The organism is Allofranklinella schreckenbergeri (assembly GCF_003703475.1).
In the GTDB taxonomy this organism is placed as follows: Bacteria; Pseudomonadota; Gammaproteobacteria; order Burkholderiales; family Burkholderiaceae_C; genus Lampropedia; species Lampropedia schreckenbergeri.
Genome location: NZ_RDQM01000001.1, coordinates 80,012 through 96,350 on the forward strand (window position 1 = coordinate 80,012; position 16,339 = coordinate 96,350).

Here is a 16,339-nt window from a genome sequence, read left to right on the forward strand (position 1 = left end):
CATTGTCGCCCACGCGCGTTCGCCTACGCCGCTCATTGGCTACGCCAAGCTCCACAACGCGTTATAAAGCGCGCCATGCAAAAAACCCCCTCTTCTTTTGAAAAAACGCGCCGCTCTCAAGGCGGCCCCACCGCCATGCCCGCCCAGCCTGCCTCCATGCGCCAAGCCCTGCGCTGGTTGCTGTTGTGCTGGCTGCTCATCTGCGCCCTGACACTGGGCGTAGCGCATGCCAGTGTGAGCGTGCCAGCCTCCCAGGCCAAGGCGATTGAGGCAGCGCGCAGCGCGCTCGAAAGCGCCGAACTCAGCGCCACCCAGCGTGAAGTTGCACAAGCCCAATTGGACGCCGCACTGGCACTGGAGAAAGAGGCTGAACCCCTCGCCACGCAGCTAAGCGCCTTGCAAGAGCAAGCGCAAGCCGCCCCGACGCAAGCCAGCATGCCCGCTGCCTTGACGCCTGAAGAACGGCAAAACCAACTCAAGCAGTGGATTGCCCGCTTACCAAAAGCCACCGATGACGAGGCCCTGGAATACCTGCTCCAGCAAGAGCGCAATGCCCTGGACACCCTGAAAACCCGTATCGACACCACGGCCAACGAGCTTAGCAACCTGATCTCCAGGCCAGGGCAGCGTTTGGGCCAAATGGCCGCCCTGCGGCAGCGCGCCGATGCCCATGCGGGCGAGCCGCAACTGGACCCCAACGAGCCTGCCGCATTGCAAGAGGCACGCCGCCTGCGCCGCGCCGCCGAGCACCGCCGGGCCTTGGTGGAGCTGGCCCTGTACGACACCGAGCAAGCCACTGCCGAAGCCCGCCAGCGCCACCTGGAAGTGCAATTGCAAACTCTGCGCCAGGAGCAATCGCTGCGTGCACCACGCATCGACTGGTTGAACCAGCGCATCAGCGCCAACCGCCTGCAACGCTTGCAAGAACAAGCCCAAGCGCAAACCGCCCTGGCCCAGAGCGAGGCCGTACAGGCCGATCCCGCTCTGCTCGCCCTGGCTCAGCAAAATGCCGAGCTGGCCACGCAACTGCTGCAAAACACCCAGGACTTGACCAAAGAACGCAATGCCCTGACCGACTACGAGCGCGAGCGCGAACAAATCGCCGATGTGCTGCGCGATACGCAGGCGCGTCTGCGCCTGGGCAGCAACGACGCCGACATCGGCTACTGGCTCTGGCAGCAACGCCTGGCCATGCCCTCGCTGCTGGCACTCCAAGCCCAGCGCCAGCAAGTGCAGCAGCGCCTGAGCAAGCTGCGCTTGCAGCTCTACAGCCACACGGAAGCGCGCTACGCCCTCAGCCGAGGCGACGCCATCGTCCTCGACCCTCAAGAGAACGCCGCTCCCAACGACGAAACCGCGCAAGACGAAACCCGCTTGCTCCCGTGGCAAGGCCAGCAAGCCACCCTGATCGACCAGGTGGAACAACTGTTGCGCCGCCGTATCAGCGTACTGGAGCAAACCGACGCCGCCTTGCAAACCATCCTCACTCGCGGCGCCGAGCTGCTGCAATTGATGGATCGCCAACTGCTCTGGACGCCCAGCCATCGGCCCGTAGGCCTTCAGTGGCTGGAGCAATGGCGCGAGCAAGCCGCCCAAGCCGTCTCCTTCTCCGCCAACCTGGCCAAAGCCGCACAATTCATGCTCATCGATATGGTCAGCAATCCGCTGCCCTATCTCGGTCTTGGCCTGGTCTTGCTGGGCCTGCTGGCCTTGCGTATGCGTGCGCCCAAGCATCTGCGCGCCATCAGTGAACGCATGCGCCACATCAGCCAGGACAGCTTCACCCTCACCCTGCAAGCGCTGATGTGGACCCTGCTCATCGCCCTGCCCAGCGCCGTTGCCGCCTGGGGCGTAGGCTCCGCCTTGCAGGAAATCGGCGCACGCCACCTGCACGCCATCGAAGCCCTGGGCCATACCCTGGTGGAAATCGCCCAATTGCTGCTGCTCACCGGCCTTTGGGGCGCCTTGGTGCAGCCTGGCGGCCTGGCTCAAGCCCACTTCGGCTGGCCCCAGCCACGCATCCAGGCTCTGCGCCGCGCCCAGCCTTTGGCGATGGCGCTGATCGTGCCGTTGAGCTTCGTCGTCATGCTCTCCATGCACTATGGCGATAACGCCACCATCAGCACCTGGGGGCGCACCAGTCTGGCCGCGCTGGCCGCCTCCCTGGCAGTGCTGTCCTGGTTGCTGAAACATCTGCTCATGCCACCTGCACCACGCAAAGCCCCTTGGTTCCAGCGTGCCCTCGCCACCCTCGTACCCTTGGGTTTTGCCAGCGTCAGCCTGTTGGCGCTGAGCGGCTACATCTACACCGGTATCGAAGTCTTTGACGCCCTTTTCACCAGCCTGACCGTAGTGCTGGCCGTGCTCGTCATCGACGGCCTGTTGCGGCGTTGGCTGTTGCTGGGCGAGCAGCAACTGGCCCACAAACGCATGCTGGAGCAGCGCAACGCCAACAACGGCGTAGCGGATATCGAGGCAGGGGAACCCCCACCCGATGGCGAGCCGGAAATCGCCCTCGTCACCGTCAGCACCCAATCGCGCCGCCTGCTGCGCCTGCTGCGCCGCTCCTTGCTCGCCGTTGGCCTGCTGTGGGCCTGGGCCGCAGTGCTGCCTGCCTTGCTGCGGCTCGATAGCGTCGTGCTCTGGCACAGCAGCACCGTCAACACCGCCGGCAAGACCGAGCCCATGCCCATCACCCTCATGGGAGTCTCCATGGGCATCGTCGTGCTGCTGCTGACCTTCAGCATGGCGCGTAACCTGCCGGGGCTGCTGGAGCTGGCCTTGAACTCCACGCGGCACATCAGCAGCGCCACGCGCTACACCATCACCACCTTGGCGCGTTACGCCATCAGCATCGCAGGCGCGTTGTTCGCCTTCAGCCTGTTTGGCCTGCGCTGGAGCCAACTGCAATGGATGGCCGCCGCGCTCACCGTGGGCCTGGGTTTTGGCTTGCAGGAAATCTTTGCCAATTTCGTCTCCGGCCTGATCCTGCTGGTCGAGCGCCCCTTCCGCGTAGGCGACACCATCACCATCGGCGATATGACCGGCACCGTCACCCGCATCCGCACCCGCGCCACCACCGTGCTGGACTACGACAACAAGGAAATCGTCATTCCCAACAAAACCTTCATTACCGGCCAGGTCACCAACTGGACGCTCTCGGACAACGTCACCCGCATGACCGTCAATGTCGGCGTCGCTTACGGCAGCGATCCCGCCCTGGTGCGCGATCTGCTGCTGCGCGCGGCCCGCGAACATCCCAACGTCCTGCGCGACCCCGCCCCCAACGCCTGGTTTGTCACCCTGGGCAACAGCACGCTGGATTTTGAATTGCGCGTCTACGTCGCCACGCTGGGCGAGCGCATGCCCACGCTCAACGACCTCAACCGCCGCATCACCGAGCTGCTGGGCGAAGCCAACATCGAAATCGCCTTCCCGCAAATGGACGTGCACGTGCGCGACATCTGCGCCGCGCTGGATTCCGCTCAGCCGCCGGCTGCACCTAGCCAGCCTGGAGCGGAATCGGCGTAACGGCGCACGCCCGCAAAGCATGGCGCGCCGCAAGATCCTTGCAAAATCTTGGCGCGACTGGACAAGAAGCGGTTGGGGATCGCCTTGACAGGTGCCTCAAACCGCCCGAGTCTGCTTTATGGCTAACTCTGAAGAAGTCATTGAGCAGGCTCTGTCCGCAGCCCCAGCGGGCAACCCCGGGGACGATCTTTTTTTCTGCCCCCATTTTTGGCCTTGCCAAAACAAACTCCGTCTGCAGGAGCGCCCCAAATTCAATTTCTCAGCGCCAAGCCCCTGCACCGTCATATAGCATGATGTTTTGTATGGCGTTTTATCGGTTGCCGACCATTACCCCCCTCTTCTCCCATGCACGAATCCCCCGCCTTCAATCCCCAGATTTACGCCCAGCGCCGCCAGCGGCTGGCGCAATCGCTGCAACCTGGCAGCGTAGCCCTCATCCCCACCGCGCCGGAGCGCATCCGCAACCGCGATTGCCACTACCCCTACCGGCCCGACAGCTATTTCTATTACCTGACCGGCTTTACCGAACCCAACTCCTGGCTGGCGCTGGATGCGCAAGGCCATAGCCTGCTGTTTTGCCAGCCCAAGGACATTGAGCGCGAGATTTGGGACGGCTACCGCCTCGGCCCCGAAGCCGCCCCGGCGCGGCTGGGCGTGGATGAGGCCGCCTCCATCGACCAGCTCGGCGCGCGCCTGCCGGCCTTGCTGGAAAACCGCAGCGCCGTGTATTACCCCTTTGCCACGCACGAAGGGCTAGCCGCGCGCGTGGAGCAGTGGCTGGAGGCCGTGCGCGCGCGCGCGCGTTACGGCGCCAGCGTGCCCACTGCGCAGCACGATGTATGCACCCTGCTCGATGAAATGCGCTTGGTCAAAGATGCGCACGAAACGGCCACCATCGCCCGCGCCTGCCGCATCAGCGCCGCCGCGCATGTGCGCGCCATGCAGCGCTCGGCGCAACTGCTGGCCGCAGGCGAAGATGCGCGCGAATACCACCTGGAGGCGGAGCTGCTGCACGTCTTCCGCCAGCATGGCGCGCAATTTCCGGCCTACAGCAGCATCGTCGCCGCTGGCCCCAATGCCTGCGTGCTGCATTACCGCGCGGGCGATGCGCCCTTGCGCGCGGGCGAGCTGGTGCTGATCGACGCGGGCTGCGAGCTGGACGGCTACGCCAGCGACATCACCCGCACCTTCCCCGCCGACGGGCGCTTTACCGGGCCGCAGCGCGATTTGTACGATTTGGTGCTGGCCAGCCAGAGCGCCGCGCTGGCCGCCACCGCGCCGGGCGCGCGCTTCACGGCCCCGCACGATGCGGCCGTGCGCACGCTCACGCAAGGCATGCTGGATTTGGGCCTGCTCGATGCCAACCAGGTCGGCACGCTTGACGATGCGATCGAAAACCGCGCCTACTTCCCCTTCTACATGCACCGCACGGGGCACTGGATGGGCATGGATGTGCACGATTGCGGCAGCTACAACGAGGAAGGGGGCGAGCCGGGCGAAGCAGGCGAGAGCGAGCGGCGCGATCCGCTCTCGGGCGAGGTCATCCGCAACCGCCCGTCTCGCATCCTGCGCCCGGGCATGGTGCTGACCATCGAGCCGGGCATTTATGTGCGCCCCGCGCCCGGCGTGCCCGAGGTCTTCCATCACATCGGCATCCGCATTGAGGACGACGCCCTGATTACCGACAGCGGCCACACGCTGCTGACGCGCGAGGTGCCCGTCGCCGCCAGCGAGATTGAAGCACTGATGCGCGCTTGAGCTTCAATGAATTACAGATCAATAAGAAAACAAATAAACCTTTTTCGGCATAACTAGAATTAACATCTATTTTCTTTGATTTGAAAAACAAAGCCGCAAGGCGCTGCATGGCCCAGCCGCGCCTGCCAAGCCGTGTAGAACAAGAACAGCGGCAGGGCGAAGAAGTGAAAGCCGCTGTTGTGGCCGTACAGCGCCGCCTGGGTCAAACCAAAACCGATGTAGAGCAGCAGGTGGCTCACGCCTGCCAGCCACAGCGCCACGATTTGCGGATCGCCCCCTGGCTGCGGCGGCGCGCGCCAATACAGCCGCAGCGGCAGCAGCGTCAGAAACAGCACCAGAGCCAGGCCCAGCAGCCCCCGGCGGGCGAAGGCGTCGAGAAACTCATTGTGCAAATGCCCAAAGCGCGTGATGTGGGTGGGCTGGGGCTGAGCCTGATCCCAGGCGGCCATGTCCTGGCGCATGCGCGCCGTACCCGCGCCCAGCAGCGGATAGCGCCAGCCCTCGTGCCAGGCAAAGCGCCACATCTCCAGCCGCGTGCCCACGGAGGTGGTGGTCGTGCCCTGCTGGTACAGGGCGATGTCCCGCTGCGCGGCGTTGAGGCGCTGCTCAAGGATGTTGCCGTCGTTCAACCACAGCGCGCCCAGGGCCGCGCCGCACAGCGCCGCAGCCAAGCCCAGGTTGCGCGGGCGCAAGTGACGGCGGCGCAGTTTGAACAAGGCCAGCGCGCACAGCGCAAAGCCCAGCCCGACCAGGCTGCCGCGCGTTTCCGACAAGATGGTGGCGTACAGCCCTGCAGCGATGCCCACGATGAGCACCGCCCGCTGCCAGGCGCTTGGGCGGCTGCGCAAACCACACGCGGCAAAGACGGTGAGCAACACCGCCAGATTGCCGAACTGAATCGGGTTGAGATAGCGCGCGCCCCGGCCAAATTGCAGCATCTCGGGCGCGTAATGGCTGTAATAGTGGGCGCTGATGGCCCCCAGCACCGCGCCGCACGCCGCCCCCAGCCAAATCGCGCGCGGATCGGGCGGATGCACGCTGAGGAAAAACAGCAGCAACGCAATGATGAGAAAGCGGCTGGGGATGTTGTAGTACGTGGCGCTCAGGCCGGAAAACCACGCATCGCCAATGCCCGCCAGGCCCATGAGGACAAAGCCCAGGGCGATGGCGTTGATGGCCGGACCACGCGCACGCCGCCCCCACCAGCGCGGCAGGGTCGCCAAAGCCGCGCCCAGCAGCAGCAAGGTGCCATAGCTGTAGCCGCTTTTGGCGCACAGGCTGAGGGCGAAAAACAGAAAGGTGGCGACATTGACCAGCGTCGTCAGCGTCATGATGGATTGGGGTCGTTTGGCGTGCGCTCGGCCTGCTCCCTGGCCCAATGCAACATCAGGTATTTGTTGAAGTGGTAGCCCGCCGTGCTGATGGCCAGGTACAGGCCATAGCGCCCGCCCCAGAACGCGCCGCGGATGATGTATTCGCGGAAGAAGGCAAACGCGCTTTTGAGCGGCAACAGCCACAAGCTGGGCGCGCGCTTGCCTTGCGCGGCCTTCTCCTGCGCCCAGGTGTGGCTGTAGCGCAGGTTTTTCTGCAGGAAGTGGTAGAGGTTGTCGTTGGTGTAGTGGTCCAGCCGCCCGGGCAAGGTGACGACGGCGGCATCGCGGCTGTCCAGCGACTCGTGCACGTCATAGGGGTGGTACTGGAAGTGCTCGCGCGGGTAAAGCCGCACCAGGCCATCGGTGTACCAGGCGTGCACCACGCTGCCGCAAAAAATATTGCGCCGCCGGATGTTGTAAACACGGCGCGCATCGGGTGCGCTGGCCAGCACCTGGCGAATGGCGTTTTTCAAGGTGGCGTCGGGCTGCTCGTCGGCATCGATGACCAGCACGTAATCCCCACTGGCCAGCGCCTGGGCACGCTGGCGCTGCACGCCAAAGCCCGGCCAGTCGGCGCTGGTATGCCATTGCGCGCCGAAGTGGCGGGCAATGCGCTCGCTCTCATCCGTGCTGCCCGAGTCGAGAATGACGATTTCATGCGCCAAATCGGCAATGGAGGCCAGGCAAGCAGGCAAATGCTTGGCCTCGTTGCACACGATCAGCACCACGCTCAAGCGATATGGTCGAGCCGCATCGGCCACGGGCGCGGTGGGCGGCGGGGGCAAATGGTGGCGGTTGATGGCGTGCGGCTCGAAATCCGGCGCGTAGCCTTGCGGGCGACGCTGCACATCGTTGAGCAGCGCGTACTTGTGGAAGGTGTACTGCGCAAACAGCCAGGCGTAAATCCAGCCGTAGCGACCGCAGAGGAAACGCCGATCGACAAAATACTGCTTGATAAACGCCCAGAAAGTGTGCAGCAACACGCTGGCCACACCCACACGCCGCCCCTGCATGCGATCGCGCGCCCAGGCCATGGCATAGGAGAGGCGCTTTTCCAGCCAGAAATGCGGCGTGGCCGCCGTGTGGTGGCGCAAAAAGCCAGGCAGCACCTGCGTTTGCGCGCCCTGGAGCTGCAACGACTCATGCACCGCGCTGTCGCAATAACCGAAGCGGCGCGGATACAGCCGCCAGTGCGCCTTGATGCCGCGCCGGGGATAGTCGATCAGGTGGCCAAACACCTCGTCGATACGGCGGATGCCATAGACAGTGTCGCCCGGCGCCTGCGTCTTGACGCGGGCGATGGCCTCCAGCAAAGCCGCATCGGGCGACTCGTCGCCATCCAGCACCAGAATCCAATCGCCCCTGGAGAGCGCTTGCGCCCGCTGGCGCTGGATGCCAAAGCCTTGCCAATCGCTGGCGACGTGCCACTGCGCGCCGTATTGCTGTGCCACGGCCTGCCCATCGTCGCTGCTGCCTGAGTCGAGGAGGATGATTTCATCGGCCACCGGCGCCACCAACGGCAACAGGCGGCGCAAATTGGCCGCCTCGTTTTTCACAATCATGACCACGCTGAGGGTGTAAGCGCGTGGTGCGACCGCTGCGCTGGCCGCCTCAGGGCTGACTGCCATTGAACAACGCTCAATGGCCGCGAAAGACCTCGCCCGCTTTGAGCGTGTAGCGCGTGCCGCAATAAGGGCATACGGCCTGGCCGGTGCGTGAGACGTTCAAAAAGACGCGCGGATGCCCATTCCACAGCGCCATGTCCGCTTTGGGGTTGGGGCAGAAAACATCGCCGTGGTCGTCCAAATCCTTGGCGCTCAGCTCAATGGGGGCGGGAGTGCGGGTGCTCATGGGGTTTTCTCACTATCCAGGGCCTGCGCGCGCCAAAACGCTGCGCATACCGTATGACGAAAAACGAAACGGGCAATTTTACGGGCTGGCTGTGGCCTCTGGCGGCTGGCCCGAGGCATCGGCTGGCGGCTCTGGCGGGCGGTGCAATTGCCATTGGCTCAAGGCGCCGTGCGTGAACTGGCACTCCACCCACGCGCCTCCCGGATCGGCCCAGCGATACACCTCCACCGCCCCGCCCAACGCGCCTTGCGGCTGGCCCAGCGAGCGCGTGAGCTTGACCACATCAATCAAACGCATGCCGCGCCGCAAACGGGCGTTGAGCATGACCGCGCTGGAGGTCATCCCCTTGGGCGCGTTGGAGGCCACGCGCAGCACGCGCAAAAATCGGTTGATGTAGAGCAGCGCCAGAAACACCACGCCGCCCGAGGCCATCCAAAAACCGGCCCAGCCGCGGTTGTGGTATCCCACGGCCATGACCAGCACCGCCGCGATCAGCGCCAGCAGGGCTTTGAGCCGGGCGGCGGCGCTCATGCGGCAAAGGCGGCGATATCCAGACCTTCCATCGTGTAGTTCTGCGGGCCGTGCGTGGTGATCTTGCGCGCAGCCACCGCATTGCCCAGGCGGGCGCATTGGGCCAGCGTCCAGCCGCGCTCCAACCCGTACAGCAACGCGGCGCGCCAGGCGTCGCCGCAGCCGGTGGGATCGACCGGCGCTTCAATCTCCACGGCGGGCACGCGCTCTTTCTCATCACCAATCCAGATATCGCAGCCTTGCGCGCCCAACGTCACGATCAAGCCCTTGACCTGCGCGGCAATCTCGCGGAAGGACAGGCCCGTGCGCTCCACCAGCAATTGGCCTTCGTAATCGTTCACCGTCACCCAACTGGCTTTGGCGATGAAATCGCGCAACTCCTTACCGCTGAACATGGACAGCGCCTGACCCGGATCAAACACCCAAGGCACCTGCATCGCCGCAAGCTGCTCGGCGCGCTCCAGCATGGCATCGCGCCCATCGGGCGAGACGATGGCCAGTTGCACGCCCTCGGGCAACTCCTCAATGACGTTGTGGTGCGCCATCGCCATCGCACCGGGGTGGAAGGCGGTGATCTGGTTGTTGTCCATGTCCGTCATGATCATGGCTTGGGCGGTGTAGCTGTCGGGCAGTTGCAGCACCAGGCTGCGGTCAATGCCCTGGGCATCGAAGCGGGCCAGGTATTCGTTGCCATCCTGCCCAATCGTCGCCATCGGCACGGGTTGGCCGCCCAGCAGTCGCAGGCCATAGGCGATGTTGCCCGCGCAACCGCCATAGTCCTTGCGCATATCGTTCACCAGGAACGAGAGATTGAGGATGTGCAACTGCGCGGGCAGGATTTGCTGCGCAAAGCTGCCTTGGAAATTCATGATGGTGTCAAAGGCGATGGAGCCACATACCAGCACGGCCATGGTCGAGTCCTTTCAAGCGAAATGTGGGGGGAGGAAAGCGAAAGAAAAGCGGCAACAAGCCACAGGGGGAGCGCGCCTCTCAAGGGTTGTCGTAAAAGATTTGCAACTGGTAGCCCGTCACGGCCTCGGCATGGTCAGCCAGCCGCAAATGCAGCGTGCCTTGCCATTGCTCACCGGGAGCCATTTCCAGCGGGGTCGAGGGCAACTGGGCGGCAGGAAAGACGCGGCGTATGCGGGTCTGCCCGGCGTCATCGCGCAGGCTCAGGAGCAAATCGGGGGTCTGCACCGATTGGGCGCTGCGGTTGCGCACCGACCAGAAAAGCGTAAATGCCCCGTCGCCGTGGCCCTGGAAGGTGGAGCCTTCGATCTCCAGCGCGGGCAAGGCGCGCAAGGGCGCAATCTGGCAGCCCGCCAGGCGGCAAAACGCCTGCATGCGGGTTTTCATCTGCGGGCTGTAGGCGGCCAGACTGTCGCGGTTGTAGAACGCATATTGGGCCGCCAGCGCCAGCGCCAACGCCAACGCCAGCAAGGCCAGCGCCGCCTTGACGGCCGGATGGCGCCAGAACGCATCGCGCGCCGCCTTGCGCACGAAATTCAACTCTTGCGTTTGGCTGAACTGCGCGTGGTATTGCGAACGCAAAGCCTCGTCGGCCTCCTCGCGCGCTGCGGCCTCCTCCAGCGCAGCCTGGCTGGGCGCTGCGGCCGTCTGGGGCTGGCTGGGCTGGGGCTGGCTGGTCTGGAGCTGACTGTTCGGGGCGGGTTCGGCGGGCGGCGTTGCCGGAGGAGCCGCCACGGGCTGCGCATCGGGCTGCACGTCAGGTGTTGGCGTAGCGCTGACGTGGACGGCGGGCGCGAGCACGATGGCGCCCGCCAGCACGTCCGCCTCCTTGGCGGGCGCAGCCGACGCGGGCGATGGCGCTCCCGGCTGCGTGGCTTGCGCCTGCACTGCATGGGGATTGAGCGCCGCATCCGTTGCAGGCACGGGCGCAGACACGGAGAGCCATGCCGATGCAGCAGCGCCAGACGGCACAGCAGCCGCTGTGGCCTCGGCAGTCTGAGGGGCGCCCGCAGCATCGGCCACGGCGGCTGGCGCAGCCTCCGCACCAGGGTGGGCGGAAGTCCGATGTCCTTGCTCGGCCTGCCAGCGCTCGACTTCTTGTTGAAAGGTGGATGCCGCAGCGGCCGCTTCCAGCAGTGCGGCGTTGACGGCCAAGCTGGCCTGGGGTGCGACTTCCGCAGGGGCATCAGGCTCTGCGTCGGCATCGGGGAGCGCCGGCTCTGGCGTCAGCCTTGGCGTTGGCGCGGCCTGCTCCGCAAGATCGCGCGCTGCGGGTTCATCTGCATCGAACGCGCCAGGCTCTGGCGCAATGGGGGCGGCGGACTCGAGCTGGGCGGGCTGGTCAGGGTGGTTCAGCCAGGTCCGCGCGCCCTGCCCATCGGGCGACGAGAGGGGCGATTGCGATGGCGCGCTACTTGTCTCGCCGATTGTCTCGACGCCCATGGCCTCGACACTGGGACGGAAAGTTTCGCTCAAATCCTTCAGCCAACGCTCGGTGGGGCGCTCGGGCATGGTCGGCGGGGCGGCCGACGCACTTGGCTCTGTGGCGGTTGGCGTTATCGGCGTTGCCGGGGGTGTGGGCGCTGCGGTGCGCGCACTGGGCTGTGGCGCTGGCGCGGTGGCCTCACCGGGCGTTACGGGTTCAACGAAATGGTCGGTGGCGTCAAAGACGTTGTTGCACCGTCCGCACCGCACCCATCCTTCCGACGCACGCAATTGCTCCGGCAAGACCTTGAATTTGGTCGCGCAGGTGGGGCATTGGGTGACGGATTGCATGCGGATCGGATCAAGCCCTCATCGGCTCAGGGCGATGAGCGAAAAACAAAGCGCGCTATTGTGCCCGAGTTGCGTGCCCCAATGCCCCCTGGCCCCAACGGGCCAGAGGTGGGCGCGACCAACGGCGCCGAATCTTTAGCGCAATTTAAATTACAAATCAAAGAGAAATAAAATGCCAATATTTCGGCAACCCTAACAATGCATGATTTTTATCATGATGTGGAATCACCGGGTTTTCTGGCCGTCATCAAAATCCAGCCGTCCTCGCAGTCGCTGACCTCCAGCGCCAGCCAGGGGGCGTAGGCGGTTTTCAGCAGCTCGGCCTGGCGCTCCAGAATGCCCGCCAGCACCAGATGGCCGCCGGGGGCGACGTGGCGGCACAGCAAGGGGGCGAGCACTTGCAGGGGGTTGGCCAGGATGTTGGCCAGCACGACGTGGTATTGGCTCCCCGGGGCAATCAGCTCGGGCAGGCCGCTGCGCAGGGCGACGTGGTTTTTCTCGGCGTTGGCGCAGGTGGTGGTGACGGCGGCCTGGTCGATGTCCACCGCGTCCACCGGCGTGGCGCCGAATTTGGCGGCGGCGATGGCGAGGATGCCCGAGCCGCAGCCGTAGTCGAGCACGGAGCGCTCTTGCAATGCCTGCGCCTGGCCCTGGCGCGCCAGCCAGCGCAGGCACATGCGCGTGGTGGGATGGGTGCCGGTGCCAAAGGCCATGCCGGGGTCAAGCTCGATGCTCAGGCTGGCTTGCTCAGGCACGGCGTGCCAACTGGGGACGATCCAGAAGCTGTCGGTAATGGGCACGGCGGCAAATTGCGCCTGGGTGAGGCTGACCCAGTCTTGCTCGGGCACTTCTTGCAGCGATTGCACCTGGCAGTCCTGGAAGAAGTCCTGCACGGCCAGCAGTTGCTGCGCTTCTTGCGCCTGGGCCTGGGTGGGGAAAAGGGCTTGCACGACGCTGCGGTTCCACGCCTGGCGCGCAGGTTCCATGCCGGGTTCGCCAAACAGGGCTTGCTCGGCATCGGTGAGGGCGTCGGCGTCTTCCACCGAGACGCTGAGGGCGTCGAGCGCCTCCAGGGCTTCGCTGACGATGTCCACGCGCTCTTGGGGACAGAGCAGATTCAGGGCGTACATGCTGCGGCTGGCTTTCAGAAATGAAGATTACAAATCAAAAGTATAAGAAATTGCCTTGCTTCGGCAATATTTCAGCAAAGTCGTTTTTATATTGATCTGGAAACAACCCATCCAGAAAAGGCACGCCCGCGCCCCTGATCGTGCCAGTGGCGCAAGGCCCGGTGAGGATGGGCCTGGCCTGTTTGCGTGCGGGCAGGGCTTGCGCGGCGCGCAGACAGGCGCGATCACGGCAGAGTGCTTGGCAGAGCGTTTATTTGTGCGCGTCGGCGTGCTGCTCCAGCCATTTCTCCAGGTAATGGATGTTGGTACCGCCCGCGACAAAGCCGCCATCGACCATCAGCTCGCGGTGCAGCGGGATATTGGTTTTGATGCCTTCGACCACGGTCTCCAGCAAGGCGCTGTTCATGCGGGCGATGGCCTGCTCGCGCGTGTCGGCGTGCACAATGATTTTGCCGATCATGGAGTCGTAATTGGGCGGCACGGTGTAGCCCGAGTACATATGCGAATCGACGCGCACGCCCAGCCCGCCAGGCGGGTGCCAGGTGGAGACTTTGCCCGGCGAGGGGATGAATTTGTACGGGTCTTCCGCGTTGATGCGGCACTCGATGGCGTGGCCGTGCAGGCGCACATCGCTTTGCTGGTAAGGCAGCGGCTCGCCCGCAGCGATGCGGATTTGGGCCTGAACGATGTCGATGCCAGTAATCATCTCGGTGACGGGGTGCTCGACCTGCACGCGGGTGTTCATTTCGATGAAATAAAACTCGCCGTTTTCGTACAGAAACTCGAACGTGCCCGCGCCCCGGTAGCCCAAGCGCTGGCAGGCGTTGGCGCAGCTTTGGCCGATGCGATCGATCAGCGCGCGCCCGATGCCAAAGGCGGGCGCTTCTTCAATGACTTTCTGGTGGCGCCGCTGCATGGAGCAATCGCGCTCGCCCAGGTAGATGGCCCTGCCGTGGTTGTCGGCCAGCACCTGGATTTCGATGTGGCGCGGGTTTTCCAGGAATTTCTCCATGTAAACCGCCGGGTTGCCAAAGGCGGCCTGGGCCTCGCTCTTGGTCATTTGCACGGCCGCCAGCAAGGCCGCCTCGGTGTGCACCACGCGCATGCCGCGCCCGCCGCCGCCGCCGGCTGCCTTGATGATGACGGGGTAGCCAATGCGGCTGGCGATGGCGCGCACTTCGGCGGGATCGTCGGGCAGCTCGCCCTCGGAGCCGGGCACGCAGGGCACGCCCGCCGCCAGCATGGCCTGTTTGGCCGAAACCTTGTCGCCCATGGTGCGGATGGATTGGGCGGTCGGGCCGATAAAGACAAAGCCGCTTTGCTCCACGCGCTCGGCAAAATCGGCGTTCTCGCTCAAAAAGCCGTAGCCGGGGTGGATGGCCTCGGCATCGCTGACCTCGGCGGCAGAGATCAGCGCCGGCATTTGCAAATAGCTGCCCGCCGCGGGTGGCGGGCCGATGCAAATGGCCTCATCGGCCAGGCGCACGTACTTCGCGTCGCGGTCGGCCTGCGAATACACCATTACCGATTTGATGCCCAGCTCGCGGCAGGCGCGCTGGATGCGCAGGGCGATTTCACCCCGGTTGGCGATCAAAATTTTCTTGAACATGGATGGGAAGTTGCGCCGTGCGCAAGAGGGGCGAAGGGGCGTGCGGCGTGCTGGCCGCTGTCGGCGCGGCGGCTGGTGGCGCGCGCCCGTTCGCGGGGGAACATGCCCGGGCAGCGGGCGCTTATTCGATGATGAACAGCGGCTGGCCGTACTCCACCGCCTGGCCGTTCTCCACCAGCACCTGCTTGATGGTGCCGGTGCGATCCGCCTCGATTTCGTTGAGGATTTTCATGGCCTCGATGATGCAGACGGTTTGCCCTTCTTTCACCTGCGTGCCCACTTCCACGAACGGCTCGGCCGTGGGGTTGGGGGCGCGGTAGAAGGTGCCCACCATGGGGGCGGTGATGGTGGCGCCTGCCGGGGCGCTGGCCGCAGGCGCGCCTGCGCCGTCTGCCGAAGCGGCTGCCGCCTGCGGCGCAAGGGGCGCAGCGGGCGCGGCAAGGGTGGTCACGGGCGCGGCCATAGGCGCTTGCACATAGACGGGCGCGCCACCTTTGACGATGCGCACCTTGCCTTCGGCCTCGGTGATTTCCAGCTCCGTGACGTTGGATTCCGATACGAGATCGACCAGGGTTTTGAGTTTTCTTAAATCCATTCAGCGCTCCAATACAACGCAAACAACGGTTGCCAAGCATCACCAAATGCGACACTCGCAACCGCGTGAAAATTGGCTTATTTTACATTAAATGTTTGTATTTTTATTTAAATGCTTTTATTTGCAGGTAATTTACGCAATTTCATTATGATGAAGCCCACTTTTCAGGCCGCTTGCGGGGCCCAAACCTGCATTCTACGTGCCTGCCAGCGCACACGGCGGCGGCGCTACGTCACTGGCGTCAAAGCCTGGCCTTGCTGGAAAAAGGCAATCAGGTTGTCGGCGGCCAGGTGCGCCATGGCCAGACGCGTGGGCCGGGTGGCGCTGGCGATGTGCGGGGTGAGCACGACGTTGTCCAACGCCAGCAATTCGGGGGCCAGCGCTGGCTCGTTTTCAAACACGTCCAGCCCGGCGGCGGCGATGACGCCTTCAGCCAGGGCGCGAGCCAGCGCCCGATCGTCCACGATGCCGCCGCGCGCGATGTTGACCAGGGTGGCGGTGGGCTTCATCAGGGCGATTTCGCGCGCGCCGATGAGGTGGTGCGCCCCCGGCGTGTAGGGCAGCACCAGCACGACGTGGTCTGCCTGTTGCAGCACTTGCTCTTTCGTGGCGGCGTAACGCGCGCCCAGTGCGGCCTCCGTATCGGCGGGCAGGCGCGAGCGGTTGTGGTAGAGCACGCGCATGCCAAAGCCGTGTGCGCCGCGGCGGGCGATGGCCTGGCCGATGCGGCCCATGCCGATGATGCCCAGCGTGCTGCCGTGCAGGTCGGCGCCCAGCAGCAGGTCGTGGCGCCATTTGCGCCATTGGCCTGCGCGCAGGTAGCGCTCGGCTTCGCCCACGCGCCGCGCGGCGGCCATGAGCAGGGCGAAGCCGAAGTCGGCGGTGGTTTCAGTCAGCACGTCGGGCGTGTTAGTGCCCACGACCCCGGCGGCGCGCAGGGCGGCCAGGTCGAAGTTGTTGTAGCCCACGGCCATGTTGGCGACGATTTGCAGGTGCGGAGCCTGGGCCAGCACGGCGGCGTCGATGGGCTGGGCGATGGAGGGGATGACGCCGTGCTTGTCGGCCAGGCGGGCGGTGAAATCCGCCCCGGTCCAGGCTTGTTCGCCCTCGTTGGCTTGCACGTCGAAGCAGGCGCGCAGCTTGTCCACCACCTCGGCGAAGGTGGGGGTTGCCACGAGAACGCGCGGGCGAGTCATCAAATCCCCTTTTTATCAAT

12 protein-coding genes are annotated in these 16,339 nt (G+C 64.8%); 2 read left to right on the plus strand and 10 right to left on the minus strand.

Annotation, left to right across the window (positions count from 1 at the left end; all coding sequences use genetic code 11):
• Positions 1 to 75: 75 nt before the first annotated feature.
• Together EBQ26_RS00360 and EBQ26_RS00365 are read left to right on the plus strand one after the other, a co-directional pair.
• Positions 76 to 3,531, plus strand: a complete 3,456-nt coding sequence (locus tag EBQ26_RS00360) for a mechanosensitive ion channel domain-containing protein (RefSeq protein ID WP_122237047.1) — start codon at positions 76 to 78, stop codon at positions 3,529 to 3,531.
• A gap of 345 nt (positions 3,532 to 3,876) precedes the next feature.
• Positions 3,877 to 5,289 carry an aminopeptidase P N-terminal domain-containing protein gene (locus EBQ26_RS00365; protein ID WP_122237048.1) on the plus strand — a complete coding sequence of 471 codons (1,413 nt, stop codon included), beginning with the start codon at positions 3,877 to 3,879 and terminating at the stop codon, positions 5,287 to 5,289.
• A gap of 59 nt (positions 5,290 to 5,348) precedes the next feature.
• Here EBQ26_RS00365 and EBQ26_RS00370 read toward each other — a convergent pair whose 3' ends face one another.
• From EBQ26_RS00370 to EBQ26_RS00415, 10 genes are all read right to left on the minus strand, one after another.
• Entirely contained in the window at positions 5,349 to 6,620 is a 1,272-nt protein-coding gene (locus EBQ26_RS00370; protein ID WP_122237049.1) for an O-antigen ligase family protein, read from the minus strand.
• On the minus strand, positions 6,617 to 8,290 hold the full coding sequence (locus EBQ26_RS00375) for a glycosyltransferase family 2 protein (protein WP_238944034.1): 1,674 nt from the start codon (positions 8,288 to 8,290) through the stop codon (positions 6,617 to 6,619). The genes EBQ26_RS00370 and EBQ26_RS00375 overlap by 4 nt, the downstream gene beginning before the upstream one ends.
• A gap of 10 nt (positions 8,291 to 8,300) precedes the next feature.
• Positions 8,301 to 8,513: a zinc-finger domain-containing protein gene (locus EBQ26_RS00380; RefSeq protein WP_122237050.1), complete on the minus strand. Its 213-nt coding sequence runs from the start codon at positions 8,511 to 8,513 to the stop codon at positions 8,301 to 8,303.
• A gap of 78 nt (positions 8,514 to 8,591) precedes the next feature.
• A complete protein-coding gene (locus EBQ26_RS00385) occupies positions 8,592 to 9,044 on the minus strand; it encodes a glycerate kinase (protein ID WP_122237051.1) in 453 nt (150 codons plus the stop codon).
• The gene (locus EBQ26_RS00390) at positions 9,041 to 9,955 is read right to left on the minus strand and encodes a carbohydrate kinase family protein (protein WP_122237052.1); all 915 of its coding nucleotides are present in this window, start codon (positions 9,953 to 9,955) and stop codon (positions 9,041 to 9,043) included. Before EBQ26_RS00390 ends, EBQ26_RS00385 begins: the two co-directional genes overlap by 4 nt.
• 79 nt (positions 9,956 to 10,034) lie before the next feature.
• The gene (locus EBQ26_RS00395; RefSeq protein WP_122237053.1) at positions 10,035 to 11,789 is read right to left on the minus strand and encodes a zinc-ribbon and DUF3426 domain-containing protein; all 1,755 of its coding nucleotides are present in this window, start codon (positions 11,787 to 11,789) and stop codon (positions 10,035 to 10,037) included.
• Positions 11,790 to 12,001: 212 nt separating this feature from the next.
• Positions 12,002 to 12,919 carry a 50S ribosomal protein L11 methyltransferase gene (gene prmA, locus EBQ26_RS00400; RefSeq protein ID WP_122237054.1) on the minus strand — a complete coding sequence of 306 codons (918 nt, stop codon included), beginning with the start codon at positions 12,917 to 12,919 and terminating at the stop codon, positions 12,002 to 12,004.
• A gap of 250 nt (positions 12,920 to 13,169) precedes the next feature.
• The gene (gene accC / locus EBQ26_RS00405; protein WP_122237055.1) at positions 13,170 to 14,528 is read right to left on the minus strand and encodes an acetyl-CoA carboxylase biotin carboxylase subunit; all 1,359 of its coding nucleotides are present in this window, start codon (positions 14,526 to 14,528) and stop codon (positions 13,170 to 13,172) included.
• A gap of 121 nt (positions 14,529 to 14,649) precedes the next feature.
• Positions 14,650 to 15,123 carry an acetyl-CoA carboxylase biotin carboxyl carrier protein gene (gene accB / locus EBQ26_RS00410; protein ID WP_122237056.1) on the minus strand — a complete coding sequence of 158 codons (474 nt, stop codon included), beginning with the start codon at positions 15,121 to 15,123 and terminating at the stop codon, positions 14,650 to 14,652.
• Positions 15,124 to 15,350: 227 nt separating this feature from the next.
• Positions 15,351 to 16,319 carry a 2-hydroxyacid dehydrogenase gene (locus tag EBQ26_RS00415; protein ID WP_122237057.1) on the minus strand — a complete coding sequence of 323 codons (969 nt, stop codon included), beginning with the start codon at positions 16,317 to 16,319 and terminating at the stop codon, positions 15,351 to 15,353.
• Positions 16,320 to 16,339: the final 20 nt, after the last annotated feature.

Excerpts from the sequence above, each read along its gene's own strand:
- EBQ26_RS00370 (WP_122237049.1), bottom strand. The coding sequence starts at position 6,620 with ATGACGCTGACGACGCTGGTCAATGTCGCCACCTTTCTGTTTTTCGCC.
- EBQ26_RS00380 (WP_122237050.1), bottom strand. The coding sequence starts at position 8,513 with ATGAGCACCCGCACTCCCGCCCCCATTGAGCTGAGCGCCAAGGATTTG.
- EBQ26_RS00390 (WP_122237052.1), bottom strand. The coding sequence starts at position 9,955 with ATGGCCGTGCTGGTATGTGGCTCCATCGCCTTTGACACCATCATGAAT.
- EBQ26_RS00365 (WP_122237048.1), top strand. The coding sequence starts at position 3,877 with ATGCACGAATCCCCCGCCTTCAATCCCCAGATTTACGCCCAGCGCCGC.
- accB (WP_122237056.1), bottom strand. The coding sequence starts at position 15,123 with ATGGATTTAAGAAAACTCAAAACCCTGGTCGATCTCGTATCGGAATCC.
- EBQ26_RS00375 (WP_238944034.1), bottom strand. The coding sequence starts at position 8,290 with ATGGCAGTCAGCCCTGAGGCGGCCAGCGCAGCGGTCGCACCACGCGCT.
- EBQ26_RS00385 (WP_122237051.1), bottom strand. The coding sequence starts at position 9,044 with ATGAGCGCCGCCGCCCGGCTCAAAGCCCTGCTGGCGCTGATCGCGGCG.
- EBQ26_RS00395 (WP_122237053.1), bottom strand. The coding sequence starts at position 11,789 with ATGCAATCCGTCACCCAATGCCCCACCTGCGCGACCAAATTCAAGGTC.
- accC (WP_122237055.1), bottom strand. The coding sequence starts at position 14,528 with ATGTTCAAGAAAATTTTGATCGCCAACCGGGGTGAAATCGCCCTGCGC.
- EBQ26_RS00415 (WP_122237057.1), bottom strand. The coding sequence starts at position 16,319 with ATGACTCGCCCGCGCGTTCTCGTGGCAACCCCCACCTTCGCCGAGGTG.
- prmA (WP_122237054.1), bottom strand. The coding sequence starts at position 12,919 with ATGTACGCCCTGAATCTGCTCTGTCCCCAAGAGCGCGTGGACATCGTC.
- EBQ26_RS00360 (WP_122237047.1), top strand. The coding sequence starts at position 76 with ATGCAAAAAACCCCCTCTTCTTTTGAAAAAACGCGCCGCTCTCAAGGC.